The following is a 16,755-nucleotide window of genomic DNA, read 5'->3' on the forward strand; positions in this document are numbered from 1 at the left end:
CGCCTGGGCGGGCTGTGGCCCGCCTCAGGGCGTCCGTCCCCCGTTGCGACTCGGCTCGGGCTGCCTGACCAGCGTGTGAAGGGTTGCGGTGAGTGGCTTGGTCACCCGCTGGGAATTGGGTGCGGGCGCGGGGCTCTCGGTGGTGGACGTGCTCACCTGGCAGGTGGGTGGGCCTGACGTCGCGTGAGGCGCCTCCGGTGCTGAAGTGATCTTGTTAACGTTCACACTGATCGATGGACTACCAGGCTGGCAGAAAGTTCCAGGTTTTTCAACCGGTAGTTTCGGGCTTGTTACGGGTCGGGCGGCAGGCTTCGTGATCGGTCCGTGGCCGCCTGGGACAGCCTCGACCACTCGGCCAGGAGCGCGACGGCCTGCGTGGATGTACCGTCGCCGCATGACGGTGCTGCAGGAGTTTGTCGCCGCTCTTTCCAGCGGCCGGATCCAGGTTGTCGACCTCACCGCCCCGCTCTCGGACCAGACGCCGATCCTGGGTCTGCCCGAGCAGTTCGGCCAGACCTGGCCGTTCCAGCTCAGCGAGATCAGCAGGTACGACGACCGCGGTCCGGCCTGGTACTGGAACAACTTCTCCACAGGCGAGCACACCGGCACCCACTTCGACGCCCCGGTGCACTGGGTCACCGGCAAACAGGGCGCGGACGTCTCGCAGGTCCCGGTGAGCCAGTTGATCGCCCCGGCAGTGGTGATCGACCACTCCGCCGACGCCGCCGCCGACCCCGACTTCCTGCTCGAGGTCGCGCACGTCAAGGCATGGGAGGCCGAACACGGCGCCCTGCCCGCCGGAGGCTGGCTGCTCTACCGCACCGGCTGGGACGCGCACGGCGACGACCCGGAACGGTACGCGAACGCCGGGCGTACCCCTGGCATCTCCGTCGACTGTGCCCGCTGGCTGGCCGAGGAGTCACCGATCCAGGGTGTCGGCGTGGAGACGGTCGGCACCGACGCGGGCGCCGCGCACTCGTTCGACCCGCCGTTCCCGTGCCACTCGTTCCTGCTCGGCCAGGACAAGTACGGCCTGACCCAGCTACGTAACCTGGCACAGTTGCCGGCGACCGGCGCGGTGGTGATCGCCGGTCCACTGCCGATCGTGTCCGGGTCCGGCAGCCCGTGCCGAGTCCTCGCGCTCGTCGAGCGGTAGGACCGGGCAGCCGATGCGGGTAGCCGAGGTGGTCGGCCGGGTCCTGTACGGACACGGCGCACGGTACGTCTTCGGGGTGGTCGGCAGCGGCAACTTCCATGTCACGAACGCGCTCGTGGCGGCCGGCGCCCGGTTCGTGGCGGCCGCCCACGAGGGAGGCGCGGCGAGCATGGCCGACGGCTACGCCCGCACCTCCGGGACGGTGGGCGTGCTCTCGGTGCACCAGGGTCCGGGCGTCACCAACGCGCTCACCGGTCTCACCGAGGCCGCGAAGAGCCGTACACCGGTCGTGGTCCTGGCCCCGGAGGCGACAGCGCCCCGGTCGAACTTCTTCATCGACCTGCCGGCACTCGCCGCCTCGGTCGGCGCCGACTTCCATCGGGTACGCGCTACGCACGCGGCGCAGGACGCGGGCGCGGCGTACCGGGCCGCCGCCCGGGGCGCGACAGTGGTGCTGGGCCTCCCGTTGGAGGTGCAGAACGCCATGGCCGAACCGTGGTCCGGCCCGGTCCCGGCCGTCGAGTCGACACCGGTCACCGCCCCGCAGGTCGAACCGCTTCTGGCAGCGCTCCAGGCCGCACGTCGACCGGTCTTCATCGCGGGTCGGGGCGCCCGGGCCGCCCGGGAACCGCTGATCCGGCTCGCCGACGCGTGCGGCGCTCTGCTCGCGGTCTCGGCGGCGGCGAAGGGTCTGTTCGCCGGGAACCCGTGGAACCTCGACGTGGCCGGCGGCTTCGCCACCCCGCTCGCCGCCGAGCTGATCGGCGCGGCGGACCTTGTCGTCGCGTGGGGCAGCACGCTGAACATGTGGACCACACGGCACGGCGAACTGATCCCGCCCTCCGCCGTCGTCGTCCAGGTGGATCACGACCCTGCGGCGTTCGGTGTGAACCGCCCTGTCGACCTGACAGTGGCCGGCGAGGTGACTGCTGTCGCCGAGGCGGTGCTCGGTCGGCTCGGGCAGGACGTCACGGGGTCCGTGGACGGCGGCTGGCGTACGCCGGAGTTGGCCCGACGGATCCGCGACCACGGCCGGTGGCGGACGGTCCCGTACGAGGACGAGGGCGGCGGCTCGCCGGCGACCATCGACCCGAGGACGCTCTCCGCCGCCCTGGACGACCTGCTGCCGCCCGACCGGACGGTGGTGGTCGACTCCGGCAACTTCATGGGCTACCCGTCGATGTGGCTCGACGTGCCGGACGTGGCCGGATTCTGCTTCACCCAGGCGTTCCAGTCGGTCGGGCTCGGCCTGGCAAGTGCGCTCGGCGCGGCGGTCGCCCGGCCGGACCGGCTCACCGTCGCCGCGGTCGGTGACGGCGGGTTCCTCATGTCGGCTACCGAGTTGGTCACCGCCGTCCGGCTGGCGCTACCTCTGCTCGTGGTGATCTACGACGACGCCGCGTACGGGGCCGAGGTGCACCATTTCGGCCCCGACGGGCATCCGTTGGAGACGGTCACCTTCCCGGAGACCAACCTGGCCGCTATCGCCAGTGGCTACGGGTGCGACGGGGTGACGGTCCGGGCCGTCGACGATCTCGGGCCGGTACGGCAATGGCTCGCCGGTCGGCGTACCCGGCCGCTGGTGGTCGACGCCAAGGTCTGCGGCTCGCGCGGCTCGTGGTGGCTGGAGGAGGCGTTCCGCGGCCATTGAGCACACCTCCGCGCTGACGGGTCACCTCCGCGCTGACGGCGAGGGAGGTGCGGGGCTGGTGGGAGGATGGGCGGCGGGTCGGCGTTGGCCCGGCGGCGCGTGACTGCCACGGGCGTCCACGGCGAGCAGGGCGAGGGCGGCAAGCGTCAGTACCCCGGCGGCGAGTGCCAGCGGTCGTGCCCCAATTGTGGGCAGGAGGCCACCGCCGAGCAGTGATCCGCCGGCAATACCGGCGTTGAAGGCGGTGCTGACGCCGGCCGACGCGATGTCGGTGCTGCCCGGAGCCAGTTGCAGCATCCGGCTCTGCACCGCGGAGCCGAACGCCGCGTACGCGAGGCCGATCCCGGCGAGGAGAGCGACAGTGCCGGGCCGGAGGGCGCCGAGCGTGTACAGGCCGAACAGCGAGGCCGTGCCGATGCTCAGCGGCGTCAGCAGGGAAGCGATAGGCCGAGCATCAAGGGTCCGGGCCGCGACAAGGGTGCCGACGACGCCGGCCGCGCCGGAGACGAACAGCAGCGGTGCCAGCACCGCGTCGGCGAAGCCGCTGACGTCGAGCAGGAACGGTGTGATGTAGGTCTGCAGGGTCATGAAGCCGCCGATGCCGAGGGCGGTCGCGATCAGCAACAGGGCGAAGCGCCGCCCGTCCGGTGCGGTGCCCTGCGCGGCGCCGCCAGCGGCTGGGGGATAGGAAGGAAGGAGGACGAACACCGCGGCGGCGATCGCCAGGCCGACCCCGGCCAGCACCGCGAACGCGACACGCCAGCCGGCCTGCTGCCCGAGCCAGGTCCCGAGGGGTACGCCGAGCACCGGCGCGAGCGTCGCTCCGGTCGCGAACAGCGCCACCATCCGGCCGCGCACCGCGACCGGGAACGGTCCGGTCACCGTCGCCGTGGCGACGGACCAGAACACCGCCTGAGCGAGGGCCGTCACGAGGCGGGAGCCGGCAAGCACCGTGTACGTCGGCGCGAGCGCGGCGGTGGCGTTCGCGGCGGCGAACAGGAGCATCGTGACGGCGAGCAGTTGACGCCGGGGGATCCGCTGGGTCAGTCGGGTCAGCGGTATCGACGACAGCACGACCACGACGGCGTACCCGCTGACCAGCAGACCGATCTGCGAGCGGGACCGGCCGAGATCGGGCGCGATGTGCGTCAGCAGGCCGACGGGCAGCAGTTCGGTCGTGATGAACGCGAACGCGGCGAGGGAGAGCGCGACGAGCACAGCCCTCGCCCTTCGTGGCGACACCTCCGGCACCGTGGCCCACCCCCGTTCGTCGTCACCGTAATGGAGGGCCCCGACGCACCCTCCGTTCGGGGGCGGTCCGCGTACTCGGTCTCGGCCAACCGGTCGGCCGGGGCCTGCGCCACCGGGGGCCGCAGGCCCGCGCCGCGACGAGCGCCAGGGCGGTGGCGACCGCGACGTGTCCCGAGGGGTACCCGAACCCTACGGATCGCCCGCCCACCGGAAGGCATTCGTCGTCACCGACCAACCGGTTGGGGCGACAATCAGCGAGTGGTGGACAAGGTGGTGGAGACGCTCGTCGGGCTACCGCCGATCCTCGTCCTGACGCTGGTGATCCTCCTGCCGGCTTTGGAGTCCTCGACGCTGCTCGGGCTCGTCGTACCGGGCGAGACGGCCATCCTGATCGGTGGGCTGGTGGCTCACGGCGGTGCGCTGCCGCTGTGGGCGGTGGTCGCCGGCGGGGCCGTCGGGGCGTGCCTCGGCGACCAGGCCGGGTACGCCCTGGGCCGCCGGTACGGCCCGAGCGTGCTCGCCCGCGCCCCGCGAGTGCTGCGCCGCCGCCTCGACCTTGCGCGGGCCCGCCGCCTGGTCGCCCGTCGTGGGGCGTGGGCGGTGGTCACCGGACGCTGGGTGGCGGTGCTGCGGGCCGTGATCCCCATGATCGCCGGCGCGGGTGGGATGCGCTGGCCGGTGTTCCTCCGGGCGAACCTGGCCGGCGGGCTGGTGTGGTCGACAGCCGTGGCGCTGCTGGGCTACCTGGGCGGCGCCTCCTACCGCTATCTGGAGCGGGAACTGGGCATCGGCGAGTGGGCCCTGCTGGCCCTGATCGGCACCGGCGCGGCGTTGCGGGTGTGGCTGCGGGCCCGGCGCGGCCGATCTGGCTAGCACTGACCGGCGGCCGGCTCGAATGCCGCCGGCCGCCGGCACCCATCATCGGTCAGCGTCCCTGTAGGCGCTTCACGTTGTCGCCGAAGGTCCAGCCCTTCGACCCGTCCCAGTTCGCCGACCAGGTCATCAGGCCCTTGAGTCCGGGCACGGAGTTCCATGCCTGCGTGACCAGAGACGTCGACAGGTAGCCGCCGCCCGCCCCGATCTGCGCGGGCAAACCCGGGACCTGCTTGTCGTACGGCACGCGGATGGTGGTGCCCTGGATGGTGAGGCCGTTGTTGAGGCACTGCGTCTGCACGGTGAAGCCCTGCACGGTGCCGGCCGGGTACGAGTCGCCGGTGCAGCCGTACATGCTGCCGTTGTAGTACTGCATGTTCAGCCACCAGAGGCGGCCGTTGTCCACGTACTTCTTGATGATCGGCAGGTACGAGCCCCAGATCGAGCCGTAGACCACGCTGCCGCCGGTGACGTAGGCCGTCTCCGGTGCCATGGTAAGGCCGAAGTTCGACGGCATTCGGGCCAGCACGCCGTCGATGATCCGGATCAGGTTGGCCTGTGACGTCGACAGGGTGTTGATGTTGCCACTGCCGGTCAGGCCGGTCTCGATGTCGATGTCGATGCCGTCGAAGTGGTAGGCCGTCAGGATCGGCACGATCGTCGCGATGAACCGGTCGGCGACCGCTGTGGAGCTGAGGTCGATGCCCGCGGCGGCCCCGCCGATCGACATCAGGATGGTGGCGCCTGCCGCTTTGGCCTGGCACATCTCGGCCGGGGTGGCCACCTTCACGCCAGCGTCCATGCCGTTCTCCCAGAGGACCGTGCCGTCCGAGCGGATCACCGGGAACGCCGCGTTGATCACGTTGTAGCCGTGTTGGTTCAGCCGGCTGTCGGTGATGGGGATCCAGCCGAGGCCGGGGTGGACGCCGTTGGAGGCGCCGTCCCAGTTCTCCCAGTAGCCCTGCAATACCTTGCCGGTGGGCCGTGACTTCACCGCGCAGGTCCCACCCGTGGGGGGAGGCGTGGTGGTCGGCGGCGTGGTCGGCGGGGGAGTCGTCGGTGGCGCGGTCGTCGGTGGCGGCGTGGTGGGTGGCGGCGTGGTTCCCGAGCATGCGCCCAGGTCACGCCACAGCGACGGGGTCGCGGCGGGGTTCCAGCCGGCGCCGGGGTGCGCGGTGTGGGTGACAAGTGCCTGGTAGAGCCGGCCGCCGTAGGTCACCTGGGCGCCCGTCTGGTAGGTGTTGCCCTCGGCCCAGGCCGGGGCGGTGCAGGCGACCATCGCGACGGCGTTGGCCGAGGACACGGCCGCCATGCTGCTGGGGACGAAGGCGACGGCGGCCGTGAGGGTCATCGCCGCCCCGGCTGCCACTGCGAAAATCCGACGGCTTCTCATTGCCAACTCCCCTGGCTTCGGCGTCCCGCGACCTCCATATATTGACGTTCGTGAAGGCTAATATCAAGGATTGTTTACAGAAGGCGGGAAGTTGGGGGAGTGCGGAGTGACCCGAGGTGGTTGGTGTTTCGGGTGCGGTAGACGGCGAAACGTCGGCATTGGCGCGTGGTGAACGACGGCTATCCCGGACGGCGGTCCTGCGTCGATCATTGCTCGAATCGACGTGAGTCATTCTCACCTCCGGGTGGAACGCCCGGGCGCGGAGGGCGAGAGGTCGGCACCGGCAGCCGGGCGTGACGAACGGCCCGACTCCGCGTCCCCGGAGGACCCCATGCTCAGACCCGCCCTTCGTGCTCGGCTCGCGGCCCTCACCGCCGCCGTCCTGACCGCGAGCGTCCTGACGGTCGCCACCCCGCCGTCACCGGCGCTCGCGGCCAGCACCTTCACCCCCGACGACTACTGCCTCGGCCAGTGCGCCGACATCCTGCCGCCCGGGCAGAACGGTAACGCCACGCTTGTCGCCATCCTGGCCCACCAGGCGCTCGGCACCCGCCCGGCGCATTCCAGCGACCAGCTCGACGAGTACGCGAACCTTGTCTACAACTACGCCGGGCTGACCGACGAGCAGATCGCCCACTTCTACAACGACGCCTCGTTCGGCGTCCCCGCCGCGCAGGTCGAGAGCACCATCTCACCGCGGTCGGACGTCACAATCGTGCGGGACAAGGCAACAGGCGTTCCGCACGTCACAGGCACCACCCGCGCCGGCACCATGTTCGGCGCCGGCTACGCCGGGGCCCAGGACCGGCTGTGGGTGATGGACCTGCTGCGGCACGCCGGTCGCGGCACGCTCACCTCGTTCGCCGGCGGCGCTCCGGGCAACCGTGAGCTGGAGCAGAGCATCTGGGCCAACTCGCCCTACTCGGAGGCGGACCTCCAGGCGCAGGTGGACGCGCTGCGCCTCAAGGGCGCCAGGGGCCAGCAGCTCTACACCGACGTCGTCGACTACATCGCCGGCATCAACGCCTACATCGACAAGTCGATCGCCGACGACAACTACCCCGGCGAGTACGTGCTTACCGGGGCTGGCAAGCCGACGCACTTCACAATGACCGATCTGATCGCCACCGCCGGTGTCGTTGGTGGGCTCTTCGGCGGGGGCGGCGGCAGCGAGATCCAGTCCGCGCTGGTACGGGTGGCAGCCCGAGCCAAGTACGGCGCCACCGAGGGCGACCGGGTCTGGCAGGGGTTCCGCTCGCAGAACGACCCGGAGACCGTGCTCACGCTGCACGACGGGCAGAGCTTCCCGTACGGCGCGACACCGCCGGGCGCGACAAGCGCGGTGCTTCCCGACGCCGGCACTGTCGTCGCCGAACCCCTTGCCTATGACGCCACCGGCGGGGCCGCCGCCCGCGCCGGTGCCAGCACCGCCACCAACAAGCTGCTCGGCGGGCTGTCCAACCTGCGCGCACACGGCATGTCCAACGCGGTGGTGGTCTCCGGAAGGCACACCACCACCGGCAACCCGGTCGCCGTGTTCGGCCCGCAGACCGGCTACTTCGCCCCGCAGCTGCTCATGCTCCAGGAACTCCAGGGGCCGGGGATCAGCGCGCGCGGCGCCGCGTTCGCCGGGCTGAACCTGTACGTGCTGCTCGGTCGTGGTCAGGACTACGCCTGGAGCGCCACCTCCGCGTCCCAGGACCTGACCGACACGTACGCCGTGCCACTGTGCACCACCGACGGCAGCGCCGCGACGCTGCGCTCCAACCGCTACCTCTACCGCGGTCAGTGCCTCGCGATGGAGGTGCTGGAGAAGCGCAACTCCTGGTCGCCGACGCTTGCCGACTCCACACCGGCCGGCGCGTACACGCTGCGCGCCCTGCGTACCAAGTACGGACTTGTGGCCTACCGGGGCATGGTGGACGGGAAGCCCACAGCGTTCACCAAGCTGCGCTCGACCTACCGGCACGAGGCCGAGTCGGCGATCGGCTTCCAGGCGTACAACGACCCGTCGGCGATGGGCAGCGCTGCGGCGTTCCAGGCCTCCGCCGCCAACGTCGGGTACGCGTTCAACTGGTTCTACGTCAACTCGACCGAGGCGGCGTACTTCAACTCCGGTTCGAACCCGGTCCGCCCGTCCGGGCTCGACCCGAACCTTCCGGCGAAGGCGGAGCCGGCGTACGAGTGGGCAGGCTGGAACCCGGACACCAACGACGCCACCTACATCCCGACGTCGGCCCACCCGCAGTCGGTGAACCAGGACTACTACGTCAGCTGGAACAACAAGCAGGCGCGGGACTTCGGGGCGGCCGACGGCAACTTCAGCTTCGGCTCCGTACACCGGGGTCAGTTGCTCGACGGCCCGGTGCGCGCCGCGATCGCCCAACGCAAGCTCGGCCGCGCCGACGTCGTCAAGATCACGGCCGACGCGGCGGTGACCGACCTGCGCGGCCAGCAGGTTCTCGGCAACCTGCTGCGGGTGCTGAACAGCACGCCGGTCACCGATCCGGCGCTCGCCGACGCGATCGGCAAGCTGCGGGCGTGGCAGCAGGCCGGCGCGCGCCGGGTGGAGACGTCGCCCGGCTCGAAGGTCTACCAGCACGCCGACGCCATTCGGATCTTCGACGCCTGGTGGCCGCTGCTGGCCTCGGCGCAGTTCCGCCAGGGCCTCGGGCCGGACCTCTACGCCGCGCTCGTCGACGCCATCGAGGTCAACGAGGCGCCGTCGGGCGGCCAGAACGGAGGCCGCGACGGCACAGTGAGCTGGGCGCCGCAGGGGCAGGCGCACAAGGGCTCGGCGTTCCAGTACGGCTGGTGGGGCTACGTCGACAAGGACGTGCGTACCGTGCTCGGCGACCCCGTCGCCGGCGGGCCGGGGCGTGCGTACTGCGGCAACGGCAACCTCGGCGCGTGCCGGCAGGTGCTGCTCGACACCCTCGGCAATGCCGCGGCGGTACCGGCCACGACTGTCTACCCGGGTGACTCGTCCTGCGGAGCCGGCGACCAGTGGTGCGCCGACTCCATCGCCCACTCTGGGCTCGGCGGCATCACCCACCCGGTGATCGCCTGGCAGAACCGTCCCACCTACCAGCAGGTCGTCTCGTTCCCGGCGCGGCGCGGCGACAACATCACCAACCTGGCGCAGGGACGGCCGGCCACCGCGTCGAGCACCCAGTTCCTGACCAGCAACACCCCGGCCAAGGCGGTCGACGGCAGCCTCAGCAGCCGGTGGGCGAGCAGCTACAACGACAACCAGTGGCTCCGGGTGGACCTCGGGGCGGCCCGGACGGTCAGCCGGGCGGTGCTGCGGTGGGAGGCCGCCTACGGCACCGCGTACCGGATCGAGGTCTCCGGCGACGGCAGCTCCTGGACGCCGGTGTTCGCCACCACCGCCGGCAACGGCGGCGTCGACAACGTCACCTTCGCCCCGGTCACCGCCCGCTACGTGCGGGTGTACGGGGTCAGCCGGGCCACCTCGTACGGGTTCTCGCTCTACGAATTCGAGCTCTACGGACGGTGATGACCTCTCCGAAGGGCCGGCGGGCAACCATCCGCCGGCCCTTCGGGCATCCGCGTCGATCGGCGGGCGGTGGGGCCGGCAGGTGCGGACAATGGTGCCTGTGGAACCCGCGTTCGTCCTGCACCACCACCGCAAGCCCCGCCCGCACTTCGACCTGCGGCTCGAGGAGGGCGGTGTGCTGCGCTCCTGGGCGGTGCCCCGCGGCCTGCCGGACAGCCCCGACGACAACCGGCTCGCGATCGCCGTGCCCGACCACCACCTCGATCACCTCACCTACGAGGACGCAGACAAGTCGATCGCCGACATCGGCACCTGGGAGGAGCACGACCGCACCGAGCGTCGAATGCTGTTCACGTTGAACGGCCGCACCGGTCGTCGGCGGTACGCGCTCATCAGCACCGGTGAGGGTTGGCTGCTCCACCTCACGAAAGAGCAGCCCTCGGACGAGCGCGCTTAGAAGGTCCGCCTGGGCGTCGGTCGGTTCATCCTGTCGGACTGGTGTCACGGGCCTCGGGCGGCATGTCGCAGCCAGTAGCATCTGTCCAAGCAGGTCGGCCGTTCCTACCTACCTCCGAGTATCACGGCGGTGGGCACACGTATCCGCTGATACGGCGCTGCGCCGGACGGACGGCTCACCACGACTCACCTCAGCGCGGGAGCGCTCATGATCAATTTACGGTCGCGGGGCCGGCGGTCACTGGTTGCTCTCGGAGTGGTAGTGGTAAGCCTCGCCGGAACATTGATGCCCATGTCCCCGGCCAACGCTGATCCACCGCGCCCCACCGTCAACCACGAGGTCCGGTGCACAGCCGACGGCACCTACCGGATCGAGTGGACCGTTCTCGCCGAGACCGCGCCGACCGATGCGACGCGGTACCGGTTCGTTGGGGTCGAGCTCCACCCGGCCGGGACCACCATCGACACGATCGCCCCCACCCCTGAGGGAGACTTCCCACACTCGGTGGGCAAGCCGGTGATCGGCACGCAGACTGTGCCGGGCACGGCCACCGTGGCCTCGTTGGCACTGTGGATACAGTGGGACGACGGTTACGACGAGCCAGCCGGCTACGGCGCGTCCGTCCCGCTCAGCGGCAGATGCGGGCAGCCGCCCAGCGATCCGACAGCTACCTTCCAGTCCAGGTGCGACGGCAGCGTGCTGGTCGATCTGGCGAACCCGCCCGCAGGGCGGACGGTCGAGCTGATGGTCACCTCTGTGCCTGAAGGGTTCGTGCGGACCGTCACCCTGGCTCCGGGGAAAAGCGCGAAAACGATAGTGGTTCCCCGGGAGTACACAATGGCGATGGTGACCCTTGTGACTCAAGGCGAGACGCTGGGCACGCACCAGTGGACCTACGATCCCGACCACTGCGCGGTCCCTGAGATCCGCACACGCGCGACATGCGACGAGTTCATCATCACGGTGACGGCAGCGCCCGCCAACGCGAGCCTGTCCATCGTCTTCGACCCCAACCAGGGCCGGGAACAGCGGCGGGCATTTGCCGAGGACCATACTGCCCACGTGTCATTCCCTGCCACGCCGGGCCTGGCTGTCACCTTGCGCTCGAACCAGTTCGACCCGCAGGCCGGCCACCTGAGGGGTCCGTACACGTGGGAGCAGCCAGCGGGTTGCGGCGACGGTGGGGGTGGCGGCCTTCCGGTGACCGGCCAGTCGACCGGCGCCCTGGCCGCCACCGCTGGCCTGCTGCTGGTCGTGGGGGCGGCCCTGCTCGGTCTGGCCCGTCGCCGTCGGGTCCGGTTCACCGCTTGACGTCCGCCACCCGCGCCGCTCCTCCGTCACCGTGGCAACTCGGCCACTGAGGCTCCCCGGCCGACCCCGGCATGACGGTCATCGCTGACCGGCTCGCGGCTGCTCCTTCGCAGCCTCCGGCATGGTGGGGAAACTTGCTTGTCGCTTGCGTACTGCCTGCCTAGCCTGCTGGCTATGCGTGCCTTTCACCTTCAGGTCCTCCGGGTGCACCGGTGAGCGGTCGTCTACGCGAGATCGCTCGGCAGACGGTGGCGATCGCGGAGTCGGGGCGCTATCGCAATGATGCCGGGGACGAGGTCGTCCTCGGCCGGGCGGTACGTGCCGCGGTCGCCGGCACCCGTCATCACCTACCGGACGATGTGCTCGCACTGGGAAGCGCGGAGCCCGGTGCCGGCACTGTGGAGGTGACGTACGAGTCGACGTTGCAGGCGGCCCACCGGGTTGGGTCCGATGCGGCGTGTCTCGTGTTCGCGTCGGCGAAGAACCCGGGTGGCGGGTTCCTCGGCGGGGCGAAGGCGCAGGAGGAGAGTGTCGCCCGCGCGTCGGCGCTGTACCCGTGTCTCCTTGCCGCGCCGGACTTCTATGCCTTCCACCGCGGGCAACGGGATCTGCGGTACAGCGACCGCGTCATCTACTCCCCGGATGTGCCCGTGTTCCGGGACGACAAGGGCAACCTGCTCGACCAGCCGTACACGACGTCGTTTCTGACCGCTGCGGCGCCGAACCTCGGCGCGATCATCCGCAACCAGCCCGAGCACACCACGGACGTGCCGGCGGTGCTGGCCCGGCGTGCGCGGCGGGTGTTGGAGGTCGCGGCCGCGCACGGGCGCCGAACAGTCGTACTGGGCGCATGGGGGTGCGGGGTTTTCCGCAACGATCCCGCGACGGTTGCCGACGCGTTCGCCGAGGCACTGCAGGTGGTCGACCGGTTCGACCACGTGGTGTTCGCGATCCGCGACGGCCTGCCGGGCACGCCCGTGTATCGCGCGTTCGTGCAACGCTTTCCACCAACCGCGGTGGACGGGGCCGGTGGCCCAGGTCGATGGTGAGCCTCGCAGCCGCCTCCGGGACGAGCAGTTCAGCCACGCGCACGACCGGCGGACCGACCAGGGCGTCGGTCGACACGGTCGGGTTGTCGAGACTGTGGGATGAGCGGTGGCCGGGTCGCTCGAAGCTGCGCGAATTCGGTGGTGCAGGTCGCGGCGGGCGTGCAAGGTAGGACTGCAGCAGGCGGCGAACGCCCGCCACCGCCATCAGAACGAGGAGTGCCAATGCGAGCAGCTTCCACGCTTCGGACCCTTTCCCGTCCTACCGTGGAGCTCTGCGTTGGCCTTGTTGAACCTCGGAATCGTCGCCCATGTTGACGCTGGAAAGACCAGCCTGACCGAACGCCTGCTCTACGAGGCAGGCGCCGTGTCCCAGCTCGGCAGTGTCGATGCCGGCACGACGCGGACCGACTCGATGGAGCTGGAACGCCGGCGCGGCATCACCATCCGGGCGGCCGTCACGTCGATCACGATCGGTGACCTGCGCATCAACCTGCTGGACACCCCCGGCCACCCCGATTTCATCGCGGAGGTCGAGCGTTCGCTGGCAGTGCTGGACGCCGCTGTGCTCGTCGTGTCGAGCGTGGAGGGGGTCCAGCCACAGACCGTCGCCATCTGGCGGGCGCTGCGCCGTATCGGCGTGCCAACGGTGTTCTTCCTCAACAAGGTGGACCGCCGTGGCGCCGACGTCGACCGGGTGATGGCCCAGGTGCGCAAACGGCTCGGGGCGCGTCCGGTCCTGCTCACCACTGTCGCCGGCCAGGGCGGTCGCGAGGCCCGGGTGCGGGCCGTGAGCCTCGACGCCGAACCGGTCGTGGCGGAGGTGGCGGAGGTCGACGACGCGGTGGCGGCGCGGTGGTTGACCGATCAGCAGGTACGCGTCCGCGACGTCCGGCGGGCGCTGCGGCGCGCGGTGCGCCGTGCCGAACTGATCCCGGCGGCGTGCGGCTCGGCGATCACCGGAGCCGGGGTACGCCAGCTGTGCGACATCCTGGCCGACCTGCTGCCGTACGGGGAGGCGCGGGACGGTCCGCTGGCGGGCACGGTCTTCGCCGTCGACCGGGACGGGCACGGCAGGCGTGTCTGGCTGCGGCTGTGGTCCGGGCGTCTGCGCGTACGCGATCGGGTGCGGCTCGGTGAGAGCCGCCCGCAGCCGGTGACCCAGATCGCCGTCATCGAGCCCGAAGGTGTGCTGGTGCGCCCCTCGGTGTCCGCCGGTCAGATCGCTGCGGTACGCGGCGTGTCGGCCCGGATCGGCCAGCACATCGGAGAACCGCCGCGGCGGCACGGCTACCGGTTCCCTCCGCCGACCCGGCAGGCGGTCGTCGAGCCGGTGGAGCCGGAGCAGCGCCTGGCGATGTTCGCCGGGCTGGCCGAGCTGGCCGACGAGGACCCGCTTGTGGACCTTCGCCTCGACGAGCAGCAGGCGGAGGCGGTGGTCCGCCTGCACGGCGAGGTCCAGAAGGAGGTGCTGGCCGCCCTCATGGAGGACCGGTACGGCGTCCGGGTGCGGTTCTCCGGCACGCTGACCGCCTGCATCGAGCGGGTCGTCGGCACCGGCGCCGCCGAGGAGCGGATCCACGAGCGCGGCAACCCGTACCTGGCCGGACTGGGGTTGCGCATCGAGGCCGCCCCGGTCGGGCACGGCGTCGAGTTCCGCCCCGGTGTCGAGCCCGGGCGGTTGCCGCCGGCGTTCGTCGCCGCCACGGAGGAGGGCGTGCGTGCCGCGCTGCGGCAGGGCCGGTACGGCTGGCCGGTCACCGACTGCACTGTCACCATGACGGCTTCCCGGTACTGGCCCCGACAGAGCAGGCCGCATCAGAAGTTCGACAAGTCGATCTCGACAGTGGCGGCGGACTTCCGCAATCTCGCCCCGGTGGTGGTCGCCGCCGCGCTGCGCCAGGCCGGTACCCGGGTGTGTCAGCCGATCGAGCGGTTCGACGTCAACCTTCCCCAGTCCGCGGTGGAGAGGGTACTGGCGCTGCTCGGCCGGCTCGGAGCGATCGTCCACGAGACCGCCGTCACCGGCGGCTACCTGGAGGTGAGCGGCACCCTGCCGTCCGCACGCGTTCCGGGGGTCGTCGCCGCCCTTCCCGATCTCACCGGCGGCGAGGCGGTCCTGACCACCACCTTCGACCACTACGCGCCTGTCATCGGTGCGGAACCCCAGACGCTGCCCCGGCGCGGACCCGACCCGGAGGATCGGGGGGCGTGGTTCCGAGCCGTGCCGAGATAGGCCCTTCCTCACTGTCGGTGATGACACAACTACTTCTCCGGACCGTGCAACTCCTGGGGCGGGTGGCTCCGTTCTACCTCCGTCACAGGGAGGCAATCGAAGTGAAAGCCGAAGACGAGCAGGCGTTCCGCGAGTTCGTGACGTCAGAGATGACGTCGCTGCGCAAGCTGGCGTACGTGACCTGCGGCGACTGGCATACGGCAGAGGACGCCGTGGCCAACGCGCTCATCAAGCTCTACCCGCGCTGGCGGAAGCTGGACCGGCCCGATCTCTACGTGAAGACGATGGTCTATCGGGCAGCGATCGACGAGACCCGGCGGCCCTGGCGGCGCGAGCGGTCGGCAGGGGACGCCATGCCGGAGGTCTCAGTGGGCGACCCGGTAAGTGCGGCCGACGAGCGGATGCGCCTGCGCGCAGCGCTCGACGCCGTGCCGGCCCGGCAGCGGGCAGCGGTCGTGTTGCGGCACTACCTGGGTCTGAGCCTGGAGGACACGGCCGGCGTCCTCAACTGCACTGTGGGCACGGCCAAGAGCCAGGTCTCCCGGGGCCTGGCGAAGCTGCGCGAGTCACTGGCCGCCGAGCGCATCAATCTCAACGGGAACCCGATGGAGGAGTGGACCAATGCAATTGCATGACCTGGTGGACGCCGTGACCGGCGACGAGCCACCGACGGCCCGTACCGTCGACGACATCATCCTGGCGGGCCGGCGGGCCGAGCGGCGTCGTCGGGCCGGGTTCGCGTCGGCCGGCGCGGCCGGTCTCGTCGTGGTCGCGGTCGCCGGCGCGTTCCTGCTGCCGGTCCTGGGCGCCGAGCAGGGCACCCCGGCCCCGGCCCCGGCGGGGGCGGCGGCGTCCGGGAACGGCGCGGCCGAGTGGCCCGATGCCGCGCCGTTCACCTTCACCTTCAAGGGGTACGACGCGGGCACGCTGCACGTGCAGGACCCGATCGTGGTGTCCACCGCGTACCAGATCGCCTCCGTCTACTCCGACGGCCACACCTCGAACGACAAGCCCGTCACCAAAGAGGAGGCCGAGGCGCAGGGCGACATCATCGAGCAGAAGAAGAAGGCCGCCGGCGGGAAGCCGTCCCTGTGGGCGTACCTGACCGTCTACCGGCCGGGTGCCTTCGACCCTGCCGGGATCAAGGATGGCAGGAACGTCACAGTGGCCGGGCGTAAGGCCGTGCAGGCGACACTGCCGGTCGGCCTCGATCCGCGGAACGTGTTGGACCCGCGAAACAAGCTGTTCGCCTGGGAGTACGCCGACAACGCCTGGGCTGCCGTCACGTCGGTCTCCACCGAGGAGGCCACCCCGAGCTTCGAGGACCTGGGCGGTCTGGTCGAGGGTCTGAAGCCCAGCCAGCCGACGCCGGCCCCGGTGCCGTTCACTGTTGGCTACGTGCCGCGGGGCTACAAGCCGCTGCAGATCGGCACGCACGCCATGCCCGGTCTCAGCGGCATCGCCACGGCCCGCGCCGGTGATTACGGCGGCGCGACGTACACCAAGCCCGCGGCGCCCACCTCGGGCCTGACCAGGCCGTACGACCAGGGCGAAGGCACCATCAAGGACGGGTTCCACATCTTCGTCACGCCGAGCGCCAGCTCGAACCAGTCGCCGGAGCCCGGCACGACGAGGTGTTACAACGCCTCCGACCGGCCTGGCGGCGGCCGCGAAGCCGGTGGCTTCTGCAACGTCTGGAGCGCCGACGGAAAGGTCGTCGTCCAGGTCAGCACCGATGGTCTCGGCAACGGACTGTCGCAGTCCGAGCTGGAGAAGATCGCCAAGGGGATCACGGTCGCCGACGTCAATGACGAGTCGACCTGGACCCCCGCCGCGAAGGCCCTCCAGCCGTAGCAACCAG

Annotated in this window: 12 protein-coding genes; 10 read left to right on the forward strand and 2 right to left on the reverse strand. The window is 70.8% G+C overall.

Features of this window, described 5'->3' with window-relative positions; genetic code table 11:
* Window positions 1-394: 394 nt before the first annotated feature.
* The gene (locus ACLQ23_RS16745) at window positions 395-1,156 is read left to right on the forward strand and encodes a cyclase family protein (RefSeq protein WP_355593303.1); all 762 of its coding nucleotides are present in this window, start codon (window positions 395-397) and stop codon (window positions 1,154-1,156) included.
* Window positions 1,157-1,169: 13 nt separating this feature from the next.
* Window positions 1,170-2,807: a thiamine pyrophosphate-binding protein gene (locus tag ACLQ23_RS16750; protein WP_355628098.1), complete on the forward strand. Its 1,638-nt coding sequence runs from the start codon at window positions 1,170-1,172 to the stop codon at window positions 2,805-2,807.
* A 21-nt stretch (window positions 2,808-2,828) separates the two neighbouring features.
* Here ACLQ23_RS16750 and ACLQ23_RS16755 read toward each other — a convergent pair whose 3' ends face one another.
* Entirely contained in the window at window positions 2,829-4,049 is a 1,221-nt protein-coding gene (locus ACLQ23_RS16755; RefSeq protein WP_355628096.1) for an MFS transporter, read from the reverse strand.
* A 267-nt stretch (window positions 4,050-4,316) separates the two neighbouring features.
* Between ACLQ23_RS16755 and ACLQ23_RS16760 the strand changes: the two genes are divergently transcribed.
* Window positions 4,317-4,931 (forward strand): DedA family protein, encoded by a 615-nt coding sequence (locus tag ACLQ23_RS16760; RefSeq protein ID WP_355593309.1) that lies wholly within the window; start codon window positions 4,317-4,319, stop codon window positions 4,929-4,931.
* A 52-nt stretch (window positions 4,932-4,983) separates the two neighbouring features.
* Here ACLQ23_RS16760 and ACLQ23_RS16765 read toward each other — a convergent pair whose 3' ends face one another.
* Window positions 4,984-6,324 carry a carbohydrate-binding protein gene (locus tag ACLQ23_RS16765; RefSeq protein WP_355593311.1) on the reverse strand — a complete coding sequence of 447 codons (1,341 nt, stop codon included), beginning with the start codon at window positions 6,322-6,324 and terminating at the stop codon, window positions 4,984-4,986.
* 331 nt (window positions 6,325-6,655) lie between these two features.
* On the opposite strand from ACLQ23_RS16765, the gene ACLQ23_RS16770 reads away from it, so the two are divergent.
* The 7 genes from ACLQ23_RS16770 (at window position 6,656) to ACLQ23_RS16800 (ending at window position 16,748) form a co-directional block, all read left to right on the forward strand.
* Window positions 6,656-9,844 (forward strand): penicillin acylase family protein, encoded by a 3,189-nt coding sequence (locus ACLQ23_RS16770; RefSeq protein WP_355593313.1) that lies wholly within the window; start codon window positions 6,656-6,658, stop codon window positions 9,842-9,844.
* Window positions 9,845-9,935: 91 nt separating this feature from the next.
* Window positions 9,936-10,301 (forward strand): DNA polymerase ligase N-terminal domain-containing protein, encoded by a 366-nt coding sequence (locus ACLQ23_RS16775; RefSeq protein ID WP_355593315.1) that lies wholly within the window; start codon window positions 9,936-9,938, stop codon window positions 10,299-10,301.
* 291 nt (window positions 10,302-10,592) lie between these two features.
* Window positions 10,593-11,612: an LPXTG cell wall anchor domain-containing protein gene (locus ACLQ23_RS16780; RefSeq protein WP_355593317.1), complete on the forward strand. Its 1,020-nt coding sequence runs from the start codon at window positions 10,593-10,595 to the stop codon at window positions 11,610-11,612.
* 212 nt (window positions 11,613-11,824) lie between these two features.
* The gene (locus tag ACLQ23_RS16785) at window positions 11,825-12,661 is read left to right on the forward strand and encodes a TIGR02452 family protein (RefSeq protein WP_355593319.1); all 837 of its coding nucleotides are present in this window, start codon (window positions 11,825-11,827) and stop codon (window positions 12,659-12,661) included.
* Between the two features lie 277 nt (window positions 12,662-12,938).
* On the forward strand, window positions 12,939-14,894 hold the full coding sequence (locus tag ACLQ23_RS16790; RefSeq protein WP_355593321.1) for a translation factor GTPase family protein: 1,956 nt from the start codon (window positions 12,939-12,941) through the stop codon (window positions 14,892-14,894).
* 101 nt (window positions 14,895-14,995) lie between these two features.
* Entirely contained in the window at window positions 14,996-15,529 is a 534-nt protein-coding gene (locus tag ACLQ23_RS16795) for a SigE family RNA polymerase sigma factor (RefSeq protein ID WP_355628090.1), read from the forward strand.
* Entirely contained in the window at window positions 15,516-16,748 is a 1,233-nt protein-coding gene (locus ACLQ23_RS16800) for a hypothetical protein (RefSeq protein ID WP_355593325.1), read from the forward strand. The genes ACLQ23_RS16795 and ACLQ23_RS16800 overlap by 14 nt, the downstream gene beginning before the upstream one ends.
* Window positions 16,749-16,755 lie beyond the last annotated feature (7 nt).

Origin of the sequence: Micromonospora sp. DT41 (genome assembly GCF_049841715.1) — a bacterium.
GTDB lineage: Bacteria > Actinomycetota > Actinomycetes > Mycobacteriales > Micromonosporaceae > Micromonospora > Micromonospora profundi.

Coding starts and splice junctions, on each gene's coding strand:
- ACLQ23_RS16745 (WP_355593303.1), top strand. CDS start 395: ATGACGGTGCTGCAGGAGTTTGTCGCCGCTCTTTCCAGCGGCCGGATC.
- ACLQ23_RS16750 (WP_355628098.1), top strand. CDS start 1,170: ATGCGGGTAGCCGAGGTGGTCGGCCGGGTCCTGTACGGACACGGCGCA.
- ACLQ23_RS16765 (WP_355593311.1), bottom strand. CDS start 6,324: ATGAGAAGCCGTCGGATTTTCGCAGTGGCAGCCGGGGCGGCGATGACC.
- ACLQ23_RS16770 (WP_355593313.1), top strand. CDS start 6,656: ATGCTCAGACCCGCCCTTCGTGCTCGGCTCGCGGCCCTCACCGCCGCC.
- ACLQ23_RS16775 (WP_355593315.1), top strand. CDS start 9,936: ATGGTGCCTGTGGAACCCGCGTTCGTCCTGCACCACCACCGCAAGCCC.
- ACLQ23_RS16780 (WP_355593317.1), top strand. CDS start 10,593: ATGTCCCCGGCCAACGCTGATCCACCGCGCCCCACCGTCAACCACGAG.
- ACLQ23_RS16800 (WP_355593325.1), top strand. CDS start 15,516: ATGCAATTGCATGACCTGGTGGACGCCGTGACCGGCGACGAGCCACCG.